General features: G+C 71.9%; 14 protein-coding genes. 12 read left to right on the top strand and 2 right to left on the bottom strand.

Going from position 1 to position 16,938, the window contains the following annotated elements:
• From ACOJUF_RS19530 to ACOJUF_RS19520, 3 genes are all read left to right on the top strand, one after another.
• Positions 1–553, top strand: a 553-nt coding sequence (locus ACOJUF_RS19530) for a DUF6286 domain-containing protein (RefSeq protein ID WP_420123487.1), incomplete at its 5' end; no start/stop codon positions are given.
• Positions 550–1,218, top strand: coding sequence for an alkaline shock response membrane anchor protein AmaP (locus tag ACOJUF_RS19525; RefSeq protein ID WP_420123486.1), 669 nt, complete (start codon positions 550–552; stop codon positions 1,216–1,218). The genes ACOJUF_RS19530 and ACOJUF_RS19525, both read left to right, overlap by 4 nt.
• Positions 1,219–1,280: 62 nt before the next feature.
• The gene (locus tag ACOJUF_RS19520) at positions 1,281–1,463 is read left to right on the top strand and encodes a CsbD family protein (protein ID WP_420123485.1); all 183 of its coding nucleotides are present in this window, start codon (positions 1,281–1,283) and stop codon (positions 1,461–1,463) included.
• A gap of 135 nt (positions 1,464–1,598) precedes the next feature.
• Here ACOJUF_RS19520 and ACOJUF_RS19515 read toward each other — a convergent pair whose 3' ends face one another.
• A complete protein-coding gene (locus tag ACOJUF_RS19515) occupies positions 1,599–2,465 on the bottom strand; it encodes an AraC family transcriptional regulator (RefSeq protein ID WP_420123484.1) in 867 nt (288 codons plus the stop codon).
• Positions 2,466–2,946: 481 nt separating this feature from the next.
• Positions 2,947–4,911 carry an AAA family ATPase gene (locus ACOJUF_RS19510; RefSeq protein ID WP_420123483.1) on the bottom strand — a complete coding sequence of 655 codons (1,965 nt, stop codon included), beginning with the start codon at positions 4,909–4,911 and terminating at the stop codon, positions 2,947–2,949.
• Positions 4,912–5,182: 271 nt separating this feature from the next.
• Between ACOJUF_RS19510 and ACOJUF_RS19505 the strand changes: the two genes are divergently transcribed.
• From ACOJUF_RS19505 to ACOJUF_RS19465, 9 genes are all read left to right on the top strand, one after another.
• Complete coding sequence (locus tag ACOJUF_RS19505; protein ID WP_420123482.1) at positions 5,183–6,001, top strand: IclR family transcriptional regulator domain-containing protein; 819 nt, start codon at positions 5,183–5,185, stop codon at positions 5,999–6,001.
• A 167-nt stretch (positions 6,002–6,168) separates the two neighbouring features.
• The gene (locus ACOJUF_RS19500) at positions 6,169–7,341 is read left to right on the top strand and encodes a CaiB/BaiF CoA transferase family protein (protein ID WP_420123481.1); all 1,173 of its coding nucleotides are present in this window, start codon (positions 6,169–6,171) and stop codon (positions 7,339–7,341) included.
• Positions 7,334–8,176, top strand: a complete 843-nt coding sequence (locus ACOJUF_RS19495) for a citryl-CoA lyase (RefSeq protein ID WP_420123480.1) — start codon at positions 7,334–7,336, stop codon at positions 8,174–8,176. Before ACOJUF_RS19500 ends, ACOJUF_RS19495 begins: the two co-directional genes overlap by 8 nt.
• Positions 8,169–9,146, top strand: a complete 978-nt coding sequence (locus tag ACOJUF_RS19490) for an extradiol ring-cleavage dioxygenase (protein ID WP_420123479.1) — start codon at positions 8,169–8,171, stop codon at positions 9,144–9,146. Before ACOJUF_RS19495 ends, ACOJUF_RS19490 begins: the two co-directional genes overlap by 8 nt.
• Entirely contained in the window at positions 9,143–9,502 is a 360-nt protein-coding gene (locus ACOJUF_RS19485) for a hypothetical protein (RefSeq protein ID WP_420123478.1), read from the top strand. Before ACOJUF_RS19490 ends, ACOJUF_RS19485 begins: the two co-directional genes overlap by 4 nt.
• A 51-nt stretch (positions 9,503–9,553) precedes the next feature.
• Positions 9,554–11,020 (top strand): amidohydrolase family protein, encoded by a 1,467-nt coding sequence (locus tag ACOJUF_RS19480; protein ID WP_420123477.1) that lies wholly within the window; start codon positions 9,554–9,556, stop codon positions 11,018–11,020.
• A 13-nt stretch (positions 11,021–11,033) separates the two neighbouring features.
• Entirely contained in the window at positions 11,034–12,002 is a 969-nt protein-coding gene (locus tag ACOJUF_RS19475; RefSeq protein WP_420123476.1) for a zinc-binding dehydrogenase, read from the top strand.
• 27 nt (positions 12,003–12,029) lie between these two features.
• The gene (locus ACOJUF_RS19470) at positions 12,030–12,851 is read left to right on the top strand and encodes a class I SAM-dependent methyltransferase (protein WP_420123475.1); all 822 of its coding nucleotides are present in this window, start codon (positions 12,030–12,032) and stop codon (positions 12,849–12,851) included.
• A 245-nt stretch (positions 12,852–13,096) separates the two neighbouring features.
• The gene (locus ACOJUF_RS19465; protein WP_420123474.1) at positions 13,097–16,504 is read left to right on the top strand and encodes an SNF2-related protein; all 3,408 of its coding nucleotides are present in this window, start codon (positions 13,097–13,099) and stop codon (positions 16,502–16,504) included.
• The last annotated feature ends 434 nt before the right edge of the window (positions 16,505–16,938 follow it).

Below are 16,938 nucleotides of genomic sequence, written 5' to 3'. Positions count from 1 at the left end.
GCCGGTCGCGGCCACCGCGCGTCCCGCCCGGGGCCGCCGCACCGCCGCCGCCGTCGTGGTCGCCGTGCTGCTGCTCCTGGTGGCCGGTTTCGCCGTCTGGCAGGCCGTGCTGGTCCAGCTCGGACGCCAGCCCACGCCGCTCGATGCGGCGCGCATCTCGGCCTGGCTGAACACGACCGCGTGGTCGGCGCCGGTGATCATCTCGATCGGTGCCGCCGTCGCCCTGGTGGGGCTGTGGCTGATCGCCCTCGCGCTGATCCCACCTCGCCCGACCATGCTGGACCTGCGGGAGGAGCACCCCGACGTGATCACCCGCATCCGGCCGGCCGACCTGCGTCGCGCCATCGACGGCGCCGCCCGCAGTGTCGACGGCATCAGTGACGCCCGCACCACCTTGAGCCGCGGACGGGCCGTCGTCGCCGTGACGTCCCCGCTGGGCGACCCTTCGGAGCTGCCCGACAAGGTGGTCGCCACGGTGACCGACCAACTCGCCGCGCTCGACCCGGTGCACCCGCTGCGCCCGGTGGTGCGGCTGACGGGAGGACGCAGATGACCAGCGCAACCGGCGCGACCCGCGTGAGCGCCGCCCCGAACACCCGGCGCACCGCGCGCGGCAACCGCATCGGGCTGGCCCTGCTCGGCCTGATCCTGCTGATCGCCGGCGGCGCCGTCGTGATCCGCGCCACCGGGCTGTTCGGTGGGCTGCTCGGCCCGGCCGGCGACCCGGTCTACAGCGATGCGACGGCCGGCTGGGTGCACGACCAACGGCCCTGGCTCTGGCTGACGATCGCCGCGGTCGGCGTGCTCGCCGCGCTGCTGGCCGTCCGGTGGCTGCTCGTGCAGCTGCGGTCGGACCGGCTGGGCCGGCTGATGGTCGACACCGACCACCGCGACGTGCCCGCCAGCGGGCGGGCCGACGTGCCGGCCGGCGTGGTGACCGGCGCCGTCGGTCAGGAGGTCGACGCGTACCGGGGGGTCCAGAAGATCCGGGTCGCGCTGACCGGCCGCCCCGACCAGCCGGAGCTGCGGCTGACCGTGACCGCCGACCCCGACGCCGACCTGTCCCGGCTGCGCCGCCGGATCATCGACGAGGCCCTGGCCCACGCCCGGACCGCCTTGGACACCGACCGGCTGACGACCCACCTGCAGCTGATCGTCGGGCGCCGCGCCCGGGTGAAGGGCAACCAGATCGAAACCGAGATTCCCGTCCGGAGCTGATGCCCGGCCGGTCCCGGAATCCGCCGCCCGGCGGACTCCACCAACTCACGAGGAGGACACCCATGAGCATGGGCGACAAGATCAAGAACGCCGCCGAGGAAGCCGTCGGCAAGGCCAAGGAGGTCACCGGCAAGGTCACCGGCAACGAGGAGCTCGAGGCCCGCGGCCAGGCCGAGCAGGCCAAGGCCAACGTCAAGCAGGCCGGTGTGTACGTCACGGAAACCGTAAATACGGTCATCGACTGACCCACGCCGCACCCACGCGCCGTGGCCGCCCGGGCGCCCACGGCGCGTACTGCTGTCCGGATACGGAAGGTCGCACCCCACAAACCGATCCCTCCGCGGACCCGCTGGCAGCCCACTGCCGGCGGGTCCGCTAGGTCAGGCGCGCTCCACCGGGAGCCACAGCTCGCAGGTGGCCGTGCTGAAGCCATCGGCGCGGTCGAGCACCGAGACGATCGATGGCCCCGGACGGAGCCGCCACGGGTTCGACGGGAACCAGTCGGTCGCCGTGGCCGCCCAAGCCTCCTGCAGCGCGGCCGGGTACTCGCCCTCGGTGTGGAACACCGCCCATGTGCCCGCAGAAATCTCGATGCTGTCGAGGTCGCCGGGCACGGGTGTCGTGTCGGTGACGGCGACGCCGTGCAGGTAGGTCAGCTCACTTCCCTCGGTGTAGTCCGGGTCGACGTCGGCGCTCACCTGGAGTAGGCCGGCAGGTTGGGTGTCGCCCAGATCTTTGAGGCGAGCGTGCTCGGACACCGGGAGAGAAGCGATATGGGCTTGGATGTGCGGGTTGATGCCCTCGTGGATGAGGGTCACGCGGGCGGCGTGCCCGATGAGGCGGAACGCTGGTCGATCGGTGATGCGGGTGTCCATCGTGATGTTCCCTTCTACTGTCAGGCGGAACCTGAGCTGTGGTTGCATTCGAAGGGGGCCGCCGTCTCGCTTGACGTCGCCGTGGCTGACGCCGTGCACGGACCGGAACGCTCGACCGAAGGCTTCAGCTGAGCCGTATCCGTAGCGCACCGCGATGCCCAGCAGGTCTCCGGTACCGAGAACGTCTGCCGCTGCCACCGACATGCGGCGACGTCGGATGTACTCCGACAGCGGCATGCCCGCCAATGATGAGAACATCCGGCGCAGGTGGTACTCCGTCGTGCCAAGCTCAGACGCCAGCGAAGCCAAGCCGAGGTCGTCGTTCAAATGTTCCTCGACTAGCTCGACCAGTCTGTTCAACTCCGCGATCACGGGGCCTCCTTCGACACCCACTCTTCCGGGTCGTCACGGTGGGCACCCAACTATCGCGGACCGATCAGATCACCTTGGTCCTCATCGACGGGCCCGATAGACGAACGCTCGACGGGCGCCTGCCCGCGTGTCGGTTCCGGGTGAATCCTGACCTGGCTGGTCCGCGCGGTTCCTAGCGCAGTTGGTGGGCGAATTTGATCGCGGAGAGCCGACGGCTCATCGTGCCCACCTTGGCCCCGTGCCGGGCCAACTCGGTCAGGTACCCAGTGATCGTGGCGGCGGCCGCTGGCAGCGGGGCAAGGAACCGCTGATCGCACCAGGTGGTGAACTCGCCCCAGTCGGAGCGGACGCCGTTCAGCGTTTGGCCGCCCAGGCGGCCCGGACGTAGGCGTCTTCCTCGTCGGACAGCGGCACCCCGTCCAGCAATCGGAGCGTGTCGCCGTCGCCGGTGGTGATTCGGGATGGTCGACGGACTTGTCGTTCACGGTGTGCCGATCTCGGCGGCCAGCCGGACCAATCGGCCGCGGTGCTCCGCGTCGACATCGTCGTGGCGGGTGAAGCTGACGATGCGGCGCCGCAGGTCGTCCCGGCCGTCCGCGATCGGTCCACCACCCGCGCCATTGAGAGCTGAACACCAGGCGGCCAAATGGGTCTCGCATTCGTTTGCGAGCGATGCCGCCTCTTCTATTGGGCCGCCGGCGGTGCGCAGCGCCTCGGCCAAGCCGTTCGGGAAGTAGAGTGTGATCCGCAGCAGGGCTGCCGCGGTCAGCTCGCGGGTGCGATCTCGGTCAGCTGCATGTCGGGCGATCGCCGTCGTGAAGGTAGCCCAGCCGGGCCTGCCGTCGACGGCGAGCTCTCGGTAGACGGCGCGGAGAATCTTCTTGCCGTGGAAGCGGTCGAGCTGGGTCCCCGTCTTGACGATCTCGTCGACCTCGCCGCGGGCAGCGGATGCCAGCCGGGGGAGGTCCTGTTTGCGCAGCTTGGCTACCCATGCTTGGGCCTGTTCCACGGCCACGGCATCAAGACGCTTGAGGTCGGACGCCGTGACGCGCAGGTATCCGTGTGTGAGATGTTGGTCGATGCGAAGCCGGACCTCATCCTCCATGCGGTCGTTCACCGCGCGTTCCAGCGCATCTTGAACGGCGCCGACAGTTAGAACTGCGGTTTCCGCTCGGTGGGGAAGCAGCGCCTGGTAGATGGCCTCGGTGTCTAGCAGCAGGTTCTCGATCATGGCGACCGGCCAGGCGACGACGTGGTCGTCACCGGTGTCTTTGTCGCGGTCACCGTCGACGAGCCCGAACACCGGCGTGCCGGGCAGATTCAGATCCTCATGACGCAGACTGCGGATTGCTTTGACGACCTGCGTCTTTGAGTGGGTGGGTACCAGCGCCCAGGTTGCGGTTTGGGGAAGAAGTTGGCTGATGAGATGGACGTCGCTGACCCCACGGCGGCCGTCGGGTTCGCCCTCCACGAACACGATCGGCTTGGCCCGGGTCAGCAGATGCGTTGACCCGGTCAGCTCCCGCGCCGCCTCCAGCCGATCGTGGCTGGTGGCGAGGCGGGTTAGCTGGTTCCCACCTGGACAAAGGGCGGCCGGACTCAAGAGGAACAGTTCATCGTCGGTCGCGGCGTCCAGCAGGGCCGGGGAGTGGGTGGTGACGATGAACTGCGCCACCCCACTTCGGGCTTGATCGCGGAGATACTGCAACACCTGCAACTGCAGCAGCGGATGCAGGTGTTGGTCGACCTCGTCGATCAACACGGTCAGCGGCACCGCCGGCGCCGAACTGTCTGTCGCAGGCTCGGCCTGGGCCTGTGCGCGGGTCTCAAGAAACGGTAGGAATAGGGCGATCATAGTCTTCTCGCCCGAGGAGAGCAGCTCGATGTCGAACGCGTCTCCCGTGCCGTCGACGGTGGCGAACAGGCACTGAACGCTGTTGCCTGACTCGTTTTCGGTGACCCCTTGGAACCTTAGGTAGGGCAGTACGGTGCTGATCAATTCCGCGAATGGGGCGAACAGGTCCGGAAGGTCGGTGCGTTTGATCCTGTCATCCGGGCCGAGCTGGTCGAGCATTCGGTCGCGGGCGATCCGTTGCCGGGCGAGCATGCGAATGAGGTAGGTCTTGAGGACGGTTCCGAGTTGCCAGCCCACCTGCATTCCCGGTTGCACCGACTGCCGCAGGGACTCGAGGAGGGGCTCGAGCGGCCCTTGGTGTTGCCAGAGGACGTCTCGCTGGATCGGCACTTGATCCCAGCCGCGGTGCGGGCCGATCCATAGGACCTGGGTTCCGGTTTCGGGCGCCGAGATTTCTCGATGGAGTTCTTCGAGCAGGGTCGATTTGCCGGCGCCGTTGGGGCCAGCGATGACGACCAGGTTTGGCAGGGCGACGGCGGCGGCCTTGGCGAGTCCGCGCACCGGACCGACGTCGAAGGTCCGGAATGCCATCAGGGCAGTCTGAGGAGCGGATAGAACTGCTGGCGGTCGACACGCCGTATTACAAAGGATTCCGGGAATTTATCCCGTGTGATGTCGAGGGCCTTCAGCCTCGAGTCGGCGAGATCCGATGGCTCCTCTGCTCATCCACCACCCGGGTTCGGCCCAGCTCCCACTTCGAGCTGACGCGCGACCTCAGCATGGACGGACGCCCGGAGGTCTGTCCGCTGGGCGGTCACCGCCGTAGAGTCAACCGGGATCAACTGACGGTGGAGGGAGGGCCATGCCGCGTGAGGGCACCGGGCCAGACTTCATCGAGGCGCTGGCCCGCGGTCTCGAGGTGATCGCCGCCTTCCGCCCCGCCCGGCCGGTGATGACGCTGGCCGAGGTCGCCGGCGCGACCGGACTGGCCCGGCCGACCGCCCGGCGGATCCTGCTGACGCTGGCCGAACTCGGGTACGTCCGGCCCGTGGGAGGGACCGCCGTTCCGGCCGGCTTCGCCCTCACCCCGCGGGTGCTCGAGCTGGGCATGGCCTACGTGCACTCGATGGGTCTGTGGGACATCGCCCGCCCGCATCTGGAGCGGCTCGTCGCCCGCACCCACGAATCGTCCTCGATCGCCCAGCTGGACGGCTCGGACATCGTCTACGTCGCCCGCGTCTCCGTGCCGAAGATCGTCACCCTGGCCGTGGACATCGGCACCCGCTTCCCGGCCCTGCCCACGTCACTGGGCAAGGTGCTGCTGGCGGACCGGGCGACGGCCGAGGTCGACCGCATCCTGGCCGAGCCGTCCCGGTCCGGCATCACCCCCCGCTGGCAGCCCGACCGCGACGAGCGGGAGGCCGAGCTGGCGCAGGTGCGGGCCCGGGGTTGGGCCCTGACCGACGAGAAGCTGGCGCCGGGTATCCGGTCGGTCGCCGCCCCGCTCCGCGACGGAAGCGGGCGGGTGATCGCCGCGGTCAACGTGAACGCGCACGCGGCCGAGACCACGGTGGACCGGCTCGTCCAGGACCACCTGCCGCTGCTGCTGGCCACGGCGGGGGAGATCAGCGCCGACTTCGCCCGGCGCGACGCGCTGCCGCACGTCACCCGGCCGGCCTGACCGCCTGACCGCCTGACCGCCTGGCCTGACCGCCGGTCCGGTCGCGCCGCCCGGCCGGGCGGTTTTCATGCCTAAGCATCGATCGTCCGACCCTTGACAGCATCCCGTCCGGGGAGGAGATTCGGCAGCGGACAGTTGTCCGCTCTACGGCAGAGGGATGGTTGCACGTGGATCCGGTTCCGGCTGGGCGCCCGAGCGGTCCGCTGGCGGGCATCCTGGTGGCCGACTTCTCGCGGGTGCTCGCCGGCCCGTACGCCACGATGCTGCTCGCCGACCTGGGGGCCGAGGTCGTCAAGGTGGAGGGCCCCGGCGGGGACGACACCCGGGCCTGGGTGCCGCCGGCCCGGGACGGGGTCGGCACCTACTACCTGGCCGTCAACCGGAACAAGCGGTCGGTCGTGCTGGATCTGAAGGACGACCACGACCGGTCGCTGGCCCACGAGCTGAGCGCCCGGGCGGACGTGTTCATCCAGAACTTCAAGCCCGGTGGGCTGGCCCGCTTCGGCCTGGACCACGAATCGGTGCGGGCCCGCAACGCGGGGGTGATCTACTGCTCCATCAGCGGTTTCGGCGCCGGTGCGGGTGCGTCGCTGCCGGGCTACGACCTGCTGGTGCAGGCGATGTCGGGGTTGATGAGCCTGACCGGCGACCCGGCCGGCCCGCCGTTCCGGTCGGGCATCTCGGTCTTCGACGTGATGACCGGGATGCACTCGGTCATCGGCATTCTCGCCGCGCTGCACCATCGGGACCGGACCGGCCAGGGCCAGCACGTCGAGGCCAACCTGCTCTCCAGCGCGCTGTCCGCGCTGGTCAACCAGACGTCGGCGTACGTGGCCGGGGGCGTGGTGCCCGGCCGGATGGGCAACGCGCACCTGAGCCTGTTCCCGTACGAGCCGATGGCCACCGGCGACGGCGAGCTCATCGTCATCGCCGGCAACGACGGGCAGTTCCGCCGCCTCTGCGCGGCCATCGGGCGGCCCGAGCTGGCCGACGACGAGCGCTTCGACACCGTCGGCAAGCGCAACGACAACCGGGACGTGTTGCGACCCTTGCTGTTGGCGGCGCTGGCCACCCGGAGCGCGCAGGAGTGGTTCGACGTGCTCACCGCGGCCGGGCTGCCCAGCGGGCCGATCAACACCGTGCAGGGTGGGGTCGAATTGGCCCAGCGGCTCGGGTTGGAGCCGGTGGTGACGCTCGGGGCGGACGCGGTGCCCTCGATCCGCAACCCGATCCGGCTGTCCGCCACCCCACCGGACTACCGGCTGCCGCCGCCGGCGCTGGACCAGCAGGGCGCCGACATCCGGGACTGGCTGGAGCGTCCGGAGACCCGACATGACTGAACCGGAACCGGCCTACCCGACCGCGCTGGGTGCCTCCACCCGGGATCGGATCACGCTGCTGGGAAGGGATCTGGCCGATGACGTGATGGGCACCGTCGGGTTCGGCGAGCTGGCCTTCTGGCTGGCGACCCAGCGCCGGCCCACCGCCGGCCAGACCCGGCTCTTCGAGGCCGTTCTCGCCGCGCTGGCCGACCACGGCTTCACCCCGACCGCCATCGCCGCCCGGCTGACCTACCTGTCGGCACCGGATTCGATCCAGGGAGCGCTGGCCGCCGGGTTGCTCGGCGGTGGCTCCCGCTTCCTCGGGGTCACCGAGGACTGCGGCCGGTTCCTGCACGACGTGCTGGCCGCCCAGGACGGCGTCCTGCCCGCCGACGATGCCGGGTGGGACGCCCTGGCCCTGGCCACCGTCGCGCGGCGGCGGGGCGATGGCCGGTTCGTGCCCGGTCTGGGCCATCACGTGCACAAGGGCGGGGATCCCCGCACCCCACGGCTGTTCGCCATCGCCGCCGAGGAGGGACTCGTCGGGCCGCACCTGCAGCTGTTCGCCGCGATCGGCCGGGTGCACCCGCAGGTGCTGGGAAAAACGCTGCCGCTCAACGGGGCCGGGGTGTGCGGGGCCGCGCTGGCCGACCTGGGCCTGCCCCTGGAGCTGCTGCGCGGGTTCGCCCTGCTGGCCCGGACCGCCGGGCTGATCGGCCAGCTGGCCGAGGAACTGCGGCACCCCGTGGCCAACCGGATCTTCCTGTCCGTCGACCTGAACAACGTCTCGGTGCCGCCGGACCCGTACGAGCCGCCCGCCCTGACCGACGAACCCGGAGGTTCGCGTGGCTGAGATCGCCGCCGTCATCGCGTCCACCCATCACCCGTTCTACTACCGGGCGAGCAGGGCGACCGGCGCCGACCGACCGCCGTTCGCCGACGAGTGGGTGGCCAAGATCGAGCGGTTCCGGCACACGCTCACCGTGGCCGAGCCCGACGTGCTGGTGATGGTCGGCAGCGACCATTTCCACCAGCTGTGGCTGGACAACATGCCGCAGTTCCTGGTCGGCAAGGCGCCCTGGTTCGACGCCAACTGGTACAACGAGGAGCGCGAGTTCGGGCTCCCGCGGTTCCGGCTCCGGGGCGAGGAGGACCTGGCCGCCCACATCCTGCGGGACGGGCTGGACCGGGACTTCGACCTGGCCTTCAGCAACGAGCTGCGCATCGACCACAGCGTGACCTGCCCGATCATCACGCTGCGGCCGCAGGCCGACCTGCCGATCGTGCCGATCTACACCAACATCTTCGCCCCGCCGCTGCCCCAGCCGCGCCGGTTCGTGGCCCTGGGCAACGCCGTGCGCGAGATGGTCGAGTCCTGGGACAGCGACAAGCGGGTGGCCGTCATCGGTACCGGTCACCTGTCGCTGGAACTGGGTGGGCCGCGGCAGTTCGGCGAGCACGGACCGGATCCGGAGTTCGATCGCAAGGCGGTCGACTGGATCGCGTCCGGCGACATCGAGGGTTGCCTGGCCGAGGTGACGCTGGACAGCCTGCACGCCCCGGGTAACGCCACCCACGGCTTCATGGACTTCATGCTCATGATGGGCGTGGCCGGTGAAGGCCGGAAGGCCGACTACGTCGACTCTCTCGACCTGTTCCACACGATGGAGGCCTACTTCACCTGGTACCCGAACGGGGCGCCGGCCGGGGTGGTGGAGCAGTCCATGAGCCAGGCTCGCCGAGCGAATCATCAGCACTCGAATGACGGCGACGTCCTCGGGACGACCGAACCGGCGACGAGTCCCGAGGTGTCGTCGTCATGAGCAAGTATCTGCTGAATAAGTTCCTGTTCACCGTCGACCGCGACCCCGAGCTGGTCGAGCGGTACCGCGAGGACCCGGCCGGCACCGTCGACTGGTGGGAGTCCGAGCGGGCCAACCTGCTGCTCAACTGCATCGACGCGGAGAGATCCACCTGGCTCGCGTTCACCGACGAGGAGCGCCGAGCGCTCGCCGAACATGATCACGTCGCGCTGTTCGAGATGGGCGCGCATCCGTTCCTCACGCTGACCCTGTTCATCGCCATGTTCGAGCGCGACCACGGGCCGCTGGAGTACCAGCTCGCCTACGGCCGCGCGATGAAGCACCTGACGCTGCCCTACCCCGACATCTCGACCTGACCCGAACCTGAACCACCCGACCAGATCCCGGCCCGGAAAGAGGGAACCTCGATGACGACTCCCGGCTCCGTCGTCCTGCGCGGCGGCACGGTGCTGACCATGGACAAGACCCACACCATCCTCGACGGGGCCGACGTGCTCGTCGTCGGCGATTCCGTCGCGGCGGTCGGCGTCGGGTTGGAGGTGCCGCCCGGCACCCGCGAGATCGACGCCGGCGGCGGCATCGTCATGCCCGGCATGATCGACACCCACCGGCACATGTGGCAGACCGCGATGCGCGGCTACGGGGCCGACTGGACGCTGACGCAGTACTTCGTCTGGTACTACCTGGAGCACGGGCGCAAGTTCCGCCCGCAGGACGTGGCTGCGGGGAACCGGCTGGCCGCCCTCGAGTCGCTCGAGTCGGGCGTGACCACGGTCGTCGACTGGTCGCACGGCCTGCAGACGGTCGACCACGCGCAGGCCGCCGTCGACGCCCTGCTCGCGGTGCCCGGCCGGTACGTGCTGGCGTACGGCAACATCCAGGCCGGGCCGTGGGAGTGGTCGGCGGACCCGGCGGTGCGCGCGTTCCTGGAGCGGTACCGCGACGGGCAGGGTTCGCTCGACGCCGTGCAGCTGGCCTTCGACGTGACCGGCGATCCGGCGTTCCCGGAGCGGGCCGCATTCGAGGTGGCCCGGGAGCTGGGCCTGCCGGTGACCACCCACGCCGGGGTCTGGGGGGCGACCGGCGACGACAGCATCCGGCAGATGTACGACGGCGGGTTCATGCAGCCGGACACGGTCTACGTGCACGCGGCGTCGCTGTCCACCGATTCCTACCACCGGATCGCCGCCACCGGCGGTTCGATCTCGGTCGCCACCGAGTCGGAACAGAGTGCCGGACAGGGCTACCCGCCCACCTGGCAGGTCCGCCGGCACGGCATCCCGGTGTCGCTGTCGATGGACACCAGCGTCTGGTGGAGCGGCGACCTGTTCTCCGCGATGCGGTCCACCCTGGGCGCGGACCGGTCGCGCGAGCACTTCGAGGCGCATCTGAAGGGTGAGACGGTCACCCATGCCGCGCTGCGCGCCGAGCACGTCGTGGAGTGGGCGACCCGGGGCGGTGCGCACGCGCTCGGCCGCGACGACCTGGGCAGCCTGGAGGTCGGCAAGAAGGCCGACATCGTGCTGCTGCGCAACGACGACTCCACCGTCTCGTTCCCGGTGCTGAACCCGTACGGGCACGTGGCCTTCCAGGCCCAGCGGGCGGATGTGCACACGGTGCTGGTGAACGGGGTGGTGGTCAAGGACGCCGGCAAGCTGGTCGGCGTCGACCTGGCCGCGGCCCGGCGCGAGATCGAGGACACGGTGGCCCATCTGCGCGCGGAGCTGGGCGAGCCGGCCTGGGCGGCCGGTATGTATCCCGATCAGGCGGCCACCGAGCGGCTGGAGAACCCCTACCAGTACACCGACTTCAAGTCCGACACGACCACGCTCGCCCGGGAGGACGAGTTCCGCGAGCAGCTGGAGCAGTCGTGACGGGGCGCCGCGCGTGAGCCGGACGTCCGCGGCGCTGCTGGACCAGCCGGGCCGGGTGCCCCGGTTCGGCGAGCTTGACGTCCCCGGCCCGGCCGGCGATCAGGTCGTGATCCGGGTGGCGGCCGCGCCGATCACCCCGCTGGACCGGCTGTGCGCCACCGGCCGGTCGTACTTCGGGGTGCCGGTCACCCCGTACGTGCCCGGCGTGCAGGGCGTCGGGACCGTCGAGACCGGTCCGATCCCGGCGGGCACCACCGTCTGGTTCGCCACCACCGCCGGCATGCAGCCGGGCGACGGCAGCATGCGGTCGGTCGTGGTGGCCGACCGGCGCGATGTGGTCGAGCTGCCGGCCGGGTCCGATCCGGTCCTGATCGCCGCCCTCGGCCTGTCCGCGGTGGCGGCCTGGTCCGCGATGACCGGGCCCGGCGGGCTCTCCGCCGGCGACCGGGTCCTCGTGCTCGGCGCCGGCGGCGTCGTCGGGCAGGCCGGTCTGCAGCTGGCCCGGAGCGCCGGCGCCGCCCGGGTGATTGCGGCGGCCCGCTCGGCCGCGGACCTGGACCGGGCCCGGCGGCTCGGCGCCGACGCGGCCGTGGCCATCGAACCCGGTGACGACGTCGACACGCTGGCCGCCCGGCTGATCGACGGGGCCGGCGGTCCGGTCGATCTGGTGCTGGACCCGCTGTTCGGCGTGCCGGCCGCGGCTGCGCTGCGCACCCTGCGCCCGGGCGGCCGGCTGGTCAACCTGGGCAGCTCGGCCGGCGAGACCGCACCGATCGACTCCTCGACGGTCCGCAGCCGGCAGGTGCAGATCCACGGCTACACCAACAACGCGCTGACGGTCGAGCAGCGCCGGGCCGCCCTCACCCACGTCGCGACCGAGGTGCTCGGTGGACGGCTGACCGTCGATCATCATCGGGTCCCGCTGGCCGAGGTCGCGCAGGTCTGGGACCGGCCCGGGTCCCGGGTGGTGCTGGTGCCCTAAGGCGGCAGCGGTGGCATGGTGGTCGACATGGACCAGCGGGATCGGATCGCCGCGATGTTCGATCAGGCCGCCGACAGCTACGACCAGGTCGGCGTCGAGCTCTTCGGGCCGATCGCGGCGCGGCTGGTGCGGGAGCTGGCTCCGCAGCCGGGCGAACGAGCGGTGGACCTCGGGTGCGGCCGCGGCGCCGCCCTGCTGCGCCTGGGCGCCGCGGTCGGGCCCACCGGGCGGACGGTCGGCCTGGATCTGGCGCCCCGGATGGTCCGCGCGGCGGCCGAGGAGGCCGCCCGGGCCGGTCTGGCGGTCGACGTCGTGGTCGGCGACGCGCAGCGCCCCGACCTGCCCGCCGGGTCGTTCGACGTCGCCGCCTCGTCCCTGGTGGCGTTCTTCCTGCCCGACCCGGCGGCCGCGGTGGGTGCGTGGGCCGGACTGCTGGCCGATCACGGCCGGCTCGGGGTGTCCACGTTCGGCCCCTACAGCCCGTGGTGGGAGCCGGTCGACGCGGTCTTCGCCCCCTTCCTCCCGCCGGCCATGCGGGACGCCCGGACGACCGGGGCGCGGGGCCCCTTCGCGTCCGACGCCGGAGTCGAGCAGCTGCTCGTCGACGCCGGGTTGCGCGGCGTGCGCACGGCCGGCGAGCTGCTCCCCGTCCGCTTCGACGACGTCGCCCACTGGCACCGGTGGACGATGTCCACCGGTCAGCGGCTCTTCTGGCAGATGGTGCCGGACGAGCACCGGGCAGCGGTCCACGCGGCCGCGGCCGCTGCCCTCGAGGACACGCGACGGCACACCGCGGACGGCCGGATCGGGTTCGACCAGCGCGTCCGGTACACGCTCGGACATCGGTGACGGCCCCGGCCTCGGCCCGCTGAACCGGCCGGTCGGCCCGGCCTGTCGAGCCGGCGCTGTCGGACCCGGCTTCTACAGTCCCCAGCAGATCACCACCCGGTGGTCGGCGCGGCGGACGGGGGACGGGCATGAGGGGTGAGCCGGCAGGGCGGCCGGGCGAGCGCCGCCGCGGACCGTGGCCGCCGGGGGCCGCCCGATCCACCGGGGTCGGTGGTGACGGCCACGACCAAGACAACGACCACGGCTTGGCCTGGCACGTCGGCGACGTCGTGCTCGGTCGCGCCCGGTCGGTGCTCGCCCGCGGCGGAGTGCTGACCTGCACGCAGACCCGGCCGGGCGAGCTGCAGGCCACGGTCAGCGGGACGCGTCCGTGGCCGTACCAGGTCGGCGTCTCCTACGTGCTCGCCGGTGACCGGGTCGGGGCGTTCGAGGGTGACTGCGACTGCCCGGTCGAGCTGGACTGCAAGCACGCGGTCGCGGCCCTGCTGCACCACCTGGCCGGTGCGAGCCGGCCTACCGCCGGCCGCGGCCTGGTGGTGGTCGGCCCCGACGGCGCTGACGACCTCGACGGCGCCGACGAGCCCGCGGCCGGCTGGGAACGGTCGCTGACCCGGTTGCTGGGCGCGTCGTGCAAGCCGCGGGCCGAGCGCGACCGGGTGCACACGATGCTGGCGCTGCAGGTCGCCGTCACCCGGACGCGCACCGCCGGCCCCTTCGGATCGGCCGGCGTGCGGATCCGGCCGATCCAGTTCAACGCCCGTCACCGCTGGGTGAGCACCGGCGTCTCCTGGCGGGATCTGCGGTACGGCTACTACACCGCCCAGCACCGTCCGGAGCAGCTGGAGACGCTACGCGGCCTCGCCGACCTGGAGCTGCGCCGCCACCCGCAGCAGGCGCTGGCCGCCTGGATCTCGCTGGACGGTCCCGGTGGGGCCCAGCTGTGGGACGCCCTCGCGGACGCACAGCAGGCGGGGATCGAACTGCTGCTCGACGGCCAGCACACGCCGATCGAGCTCTCCACCGATTCGGCCGAGCTCGCGCTCGACGTGGCGCGCGCCGGCGCCTTCCGGGTCACCCCCGTGCTGCGCCTGGGCGAGCGGGTGCTCGACCCGGCGGTGACGGCCCTCATCGGCCGGCCGGTGCACGGGCTGCTGCTCGGTCCGGGTGACCCGGGCGGGGCGGCCGGGCCGGCGCTGCTGCTGGCCCGTTTGCGCCGCCCGCTGACCGCCGACCTGGCCGGCCTGCTCGACGGCGGCACCATCGAGATCCCGCCTGCGGACGAGGATCGCTTCCTGGGCGAGTTCCTGCCCGGCCTGCGCCGGCGGATCGGCGTGCTGTCCACCGACGGATCGGCCGTGCTGCCCGAGCCGGTGCCCCCGCGACCCGTGCTGACCCTGACCCGCGAACCGGAGCACCGGTTGTCCCTGCACTGGCAGTGGCAGGAGGAATCCGGCCGCCGCCGCGAGCTCGACGACCGGGCCGGGCTGCCCGCCGAGGATCGGGCGGCGATGCGCCGGATGATCGCCGCCGTCGTGGCGACCGGCGCGCTGCCGGACGCCGCCCTGGCCGCCGGACCGGACGGACCGGCGCCGCACCCGCGCTTCCTGCTCACCGGCGCCGACTGCGTGCGCTTCATGACCGGCGGCTGGCCCGTGCTGGCGCAGCTGCCCGACCTGATCGCCGAGCTCGACGGTCCCGATGCCGCCCTGCGCTACCGGCCGGCCACCGGCGATGCGGAGCTGGATCTGGCCGCGATCGACGAGTCCGGAGTCGGGTCCGACGGGTCCGGAGTCGGGTCCGCCGGGTCCGGAGTCGGGTCCGCCGGGGCGGCCGACGCCGATGGCCGGGACTGGTTCGGGTTCGCGGTCCGGGTCACCGTCGACGGTGAGCACGTGCCGTTCGGGCTGATCTTCCGGGCGCTGGCCGCCGACGAACCCATGCTGATCCTGCCCAGCGGCACCTACCTGGATCTGACCGGCCCGGGGGAGCGGTGGGCCCGGCTGCGCGACCTCATCGAGGAATCCCGCGCCATGGACGACACACCGGCCGACGAACTCCGGGTCGGCCGGTACACCGCCTCCCGCTGGGCGGACCTGGAGGACACGGGCCTGCTCGGCGACCGGGCCGCGCGCTGGCGCGACCGGATCCGCCGGCTCGGGCCGCCGGCGCAGGCCCCGGCCCCGGCTCCGCCCGCCGGGCTGCACGCCGACCTGCGCGACTACCAACGGGCCGGGCTGGACTGGTTGCGGGCCCGCTTCGACCGCGGACTGGGCGGCGTGCTGGCCGACGACATGGGCCTGGGCAAGACGCTCCAGATGCTCGGCCTGGTCGCGCACGCCCGCGAGGCCGACCCGGCCGGGCCACCCGTCCTGGTCGTCGCGCCGACCAGCGTCGTCGGCAACTGGGTGGCCGAGGCGGCCCGGTTCACGCCGGGACTGCGCGTGGCCACGGTGACCCGCAGCGGAGCCCGCCGCGGCGGCTCCCTGGCCGAGACCGTCGCCGGGGCCGATCTGGTCGTCACCTCCTACCAGCTCTTCCGCCTGGACGCGGCCGACTTCGCCGAGCAGCGGTGGGCGGCGCTGATCCTGGACGAGGCGCAGTTCGTCAAGAACACCCAGTCCAAGGGGTTCCGCTGCGCGCGCGATTTCCCGGCGCCGGTCACCTTCGCGGTGACCGGGACGCCGCTGGAGAACAACCTGACCGAGTTCTGGGCGCTGCTGGCGCTGAGCGCGCCGGGTCTGTTCCCCGACCTGCGCCGCTTCACCGAGTACTACCGGGTCCCCATCGAGCGCGGCGGGGCGCCGGAACGGCTGGCCCAGCTGCACCGGCGGGCCGCGCCGTTCCTGCTGCGCCGCACCAAGGAGCAGGTCGCGCCGGAACTGCCGCCCAAGCTGGAACAGGTCATCGAGCTGGACCTGTCCCCCCGCCACCAGCAGCTCTACCAGCGGTACCTGCAGCGCGAGCGGCAGAAGGTGCTCGGGTTGCTCGCCGGCGACGGTTCGGTGCAGGACAACCGGTTCCAGATCCTGAAATCGCTGACGCTGCTGCGCCAGCTGAGCCTGGACCCCTCGCTGGTCGACCCGGCCCACGCGGACGTGCCGTCCAGCAAGCTCGAGGTGGCCATCGACCGCATCGCCGAGATCGTGGAGTCCGGGCACCGGGTCCTGGTGTTCAGCCAGTTCACCCGCTTCCTGGACCGGACGGCGGACCGGCTCGACGCGCTGGCCCTGCCGCACTGCCGGCTCGACGGCCGCACCCGCGACCGCGGCGCCGTGGTCGAGGCGTTCCGCTCCGGTGCCGCGCCGGTATTCCTCATCAGCCTCAAGGCCGGCGGCTTCGGGCTCAACCTCACCGAGGCCGACTACTGCATCCTGCTCGACCCCTGGTGGAACCCGGCCGCCGAGGCCCAGGCGGTCGATCGGGCGCACCGCATCGGCCAGACCAAGCGGGTCATCGTCCACCGGTACGTCGCCCGCGGCACCATCGAGGAGAAGGTGATGGCCCTCAAGGCGGGCAAGGCCAGGCTGTTCGACGAGGTCGTCGGGCCGGCCGGCCGGGCCGCGCCCGGGTCCGTGGGGCCCGAAGCCGGGGCCGAGCGGTCCGCCGGCCCGGCCGGGCTGACCGCGGCCGAGATCAGGGACCTGCTGGCCTGACCGGGCCCACCCTCTCCGCCGGTGCCGGGGCGGGATCGCCGTCAGGGTCACGGTGCGATCTCGACCGGGTTGCGATTCGCGCCGGGCTGCGGCCCGGCGAGCCGTTCGGCGATAACGGTTCTTCGCACGGGCAAACGAACCCGGTCGGACCACTTGCCACGGCCCGGTCCGGGTTTATCGTGGGCCCGTCCGGAGAATCCCGTGCCCGGCGGTGTCGAGGCCGCCCGTGGTGGATTCTCCGCTCACCTGGCCAATGTGGGAGAGGTGGAGAAATGACAGTCGACGCAGGTGCGCCCGCCAGCAAGACCAGTAGTAGTCGGGTGGCGGTGCAGAAGTTCGGGACGTTCCTGTCCGGGATGATCATGCCGAATATCGCGGCGTTCATCGCGTGGGGTTTCATCACGGCGTTGTTCATCGAGAAGGGGCCGTTCCCG

Origin of the sequence: Nakamurella sp. (assembly GCF_048594475.1) — a bacterium.
In the GTDB taxonomy this organism is placed as follows: domain Bacteria; phylum Actinomycetota; class Actinomycetes; order Mycobacteriales; family Nakamurellaceae; genus Nakamurella.
The sequence above is the reverse complement of the archived record's forward strand: the minus strand, read 5'-3'. Positions and strand labels throughout refer to the sequence as shown.

Coding starts and splice junctions, on each gene's coding strand:
- ACOJUF_RS19525 (WP_420123486.1), top strand. CDS start 550: ATGACCAGCGCAACCGGCGCGACCCGCGTGAGCGCCGCCCCGAACACC.
- ACOJUF_RS19520 (WP_420123485.1), top strand. CDS start 1,281: ATGAGCATGGGCGACAAGATCAAGAACGCCGCCGAGGAAGCCGTCGGC.
- ACOJUF_RS19510 (WP_420123483.1), bottom strand. CDS start 4,911: ATGGCATTCCGGACCTTCGACGTCGGTCCGGTGCGCGGACTCGCCAAG.
- ACOJUF_RS19505 (WP_420123482.1), top strand. CDS start 5,183: ATGCCGCGTGAGGGCACCGGGCCAGACTTCATCGAGGCGCTGGCCCGC.
- ACOJUF_RS19495 (WP_420123480.1), top strand. CDS start 7,334: ATGACTGAACCGGAACCGGCCTACCCGACCGCGCTGGGTGCCTCCACC.
- ACOJUF_RS19485 (WP_420123478.1), top strand. CDS start 9,143: ATGAGCAAGTATCTGCTGAATAAGTTCCTGTTCACCGTCGACCGCGAC.
- ACOJUF_RS19480 (WP_420123477.1), top strand. CDS start 9,554: ATGACGACTCCCGGCTCCGTCGTCCTGCGCGGCGGCACGGTGCTGACC.
- ACOJUF_RS19470 (WP_420123475.1), top strand. CDS start 12,030: ATGGACCAGCGGGATCGGATCGCCGCGATGTTCGATCAGGCCGCCGAC.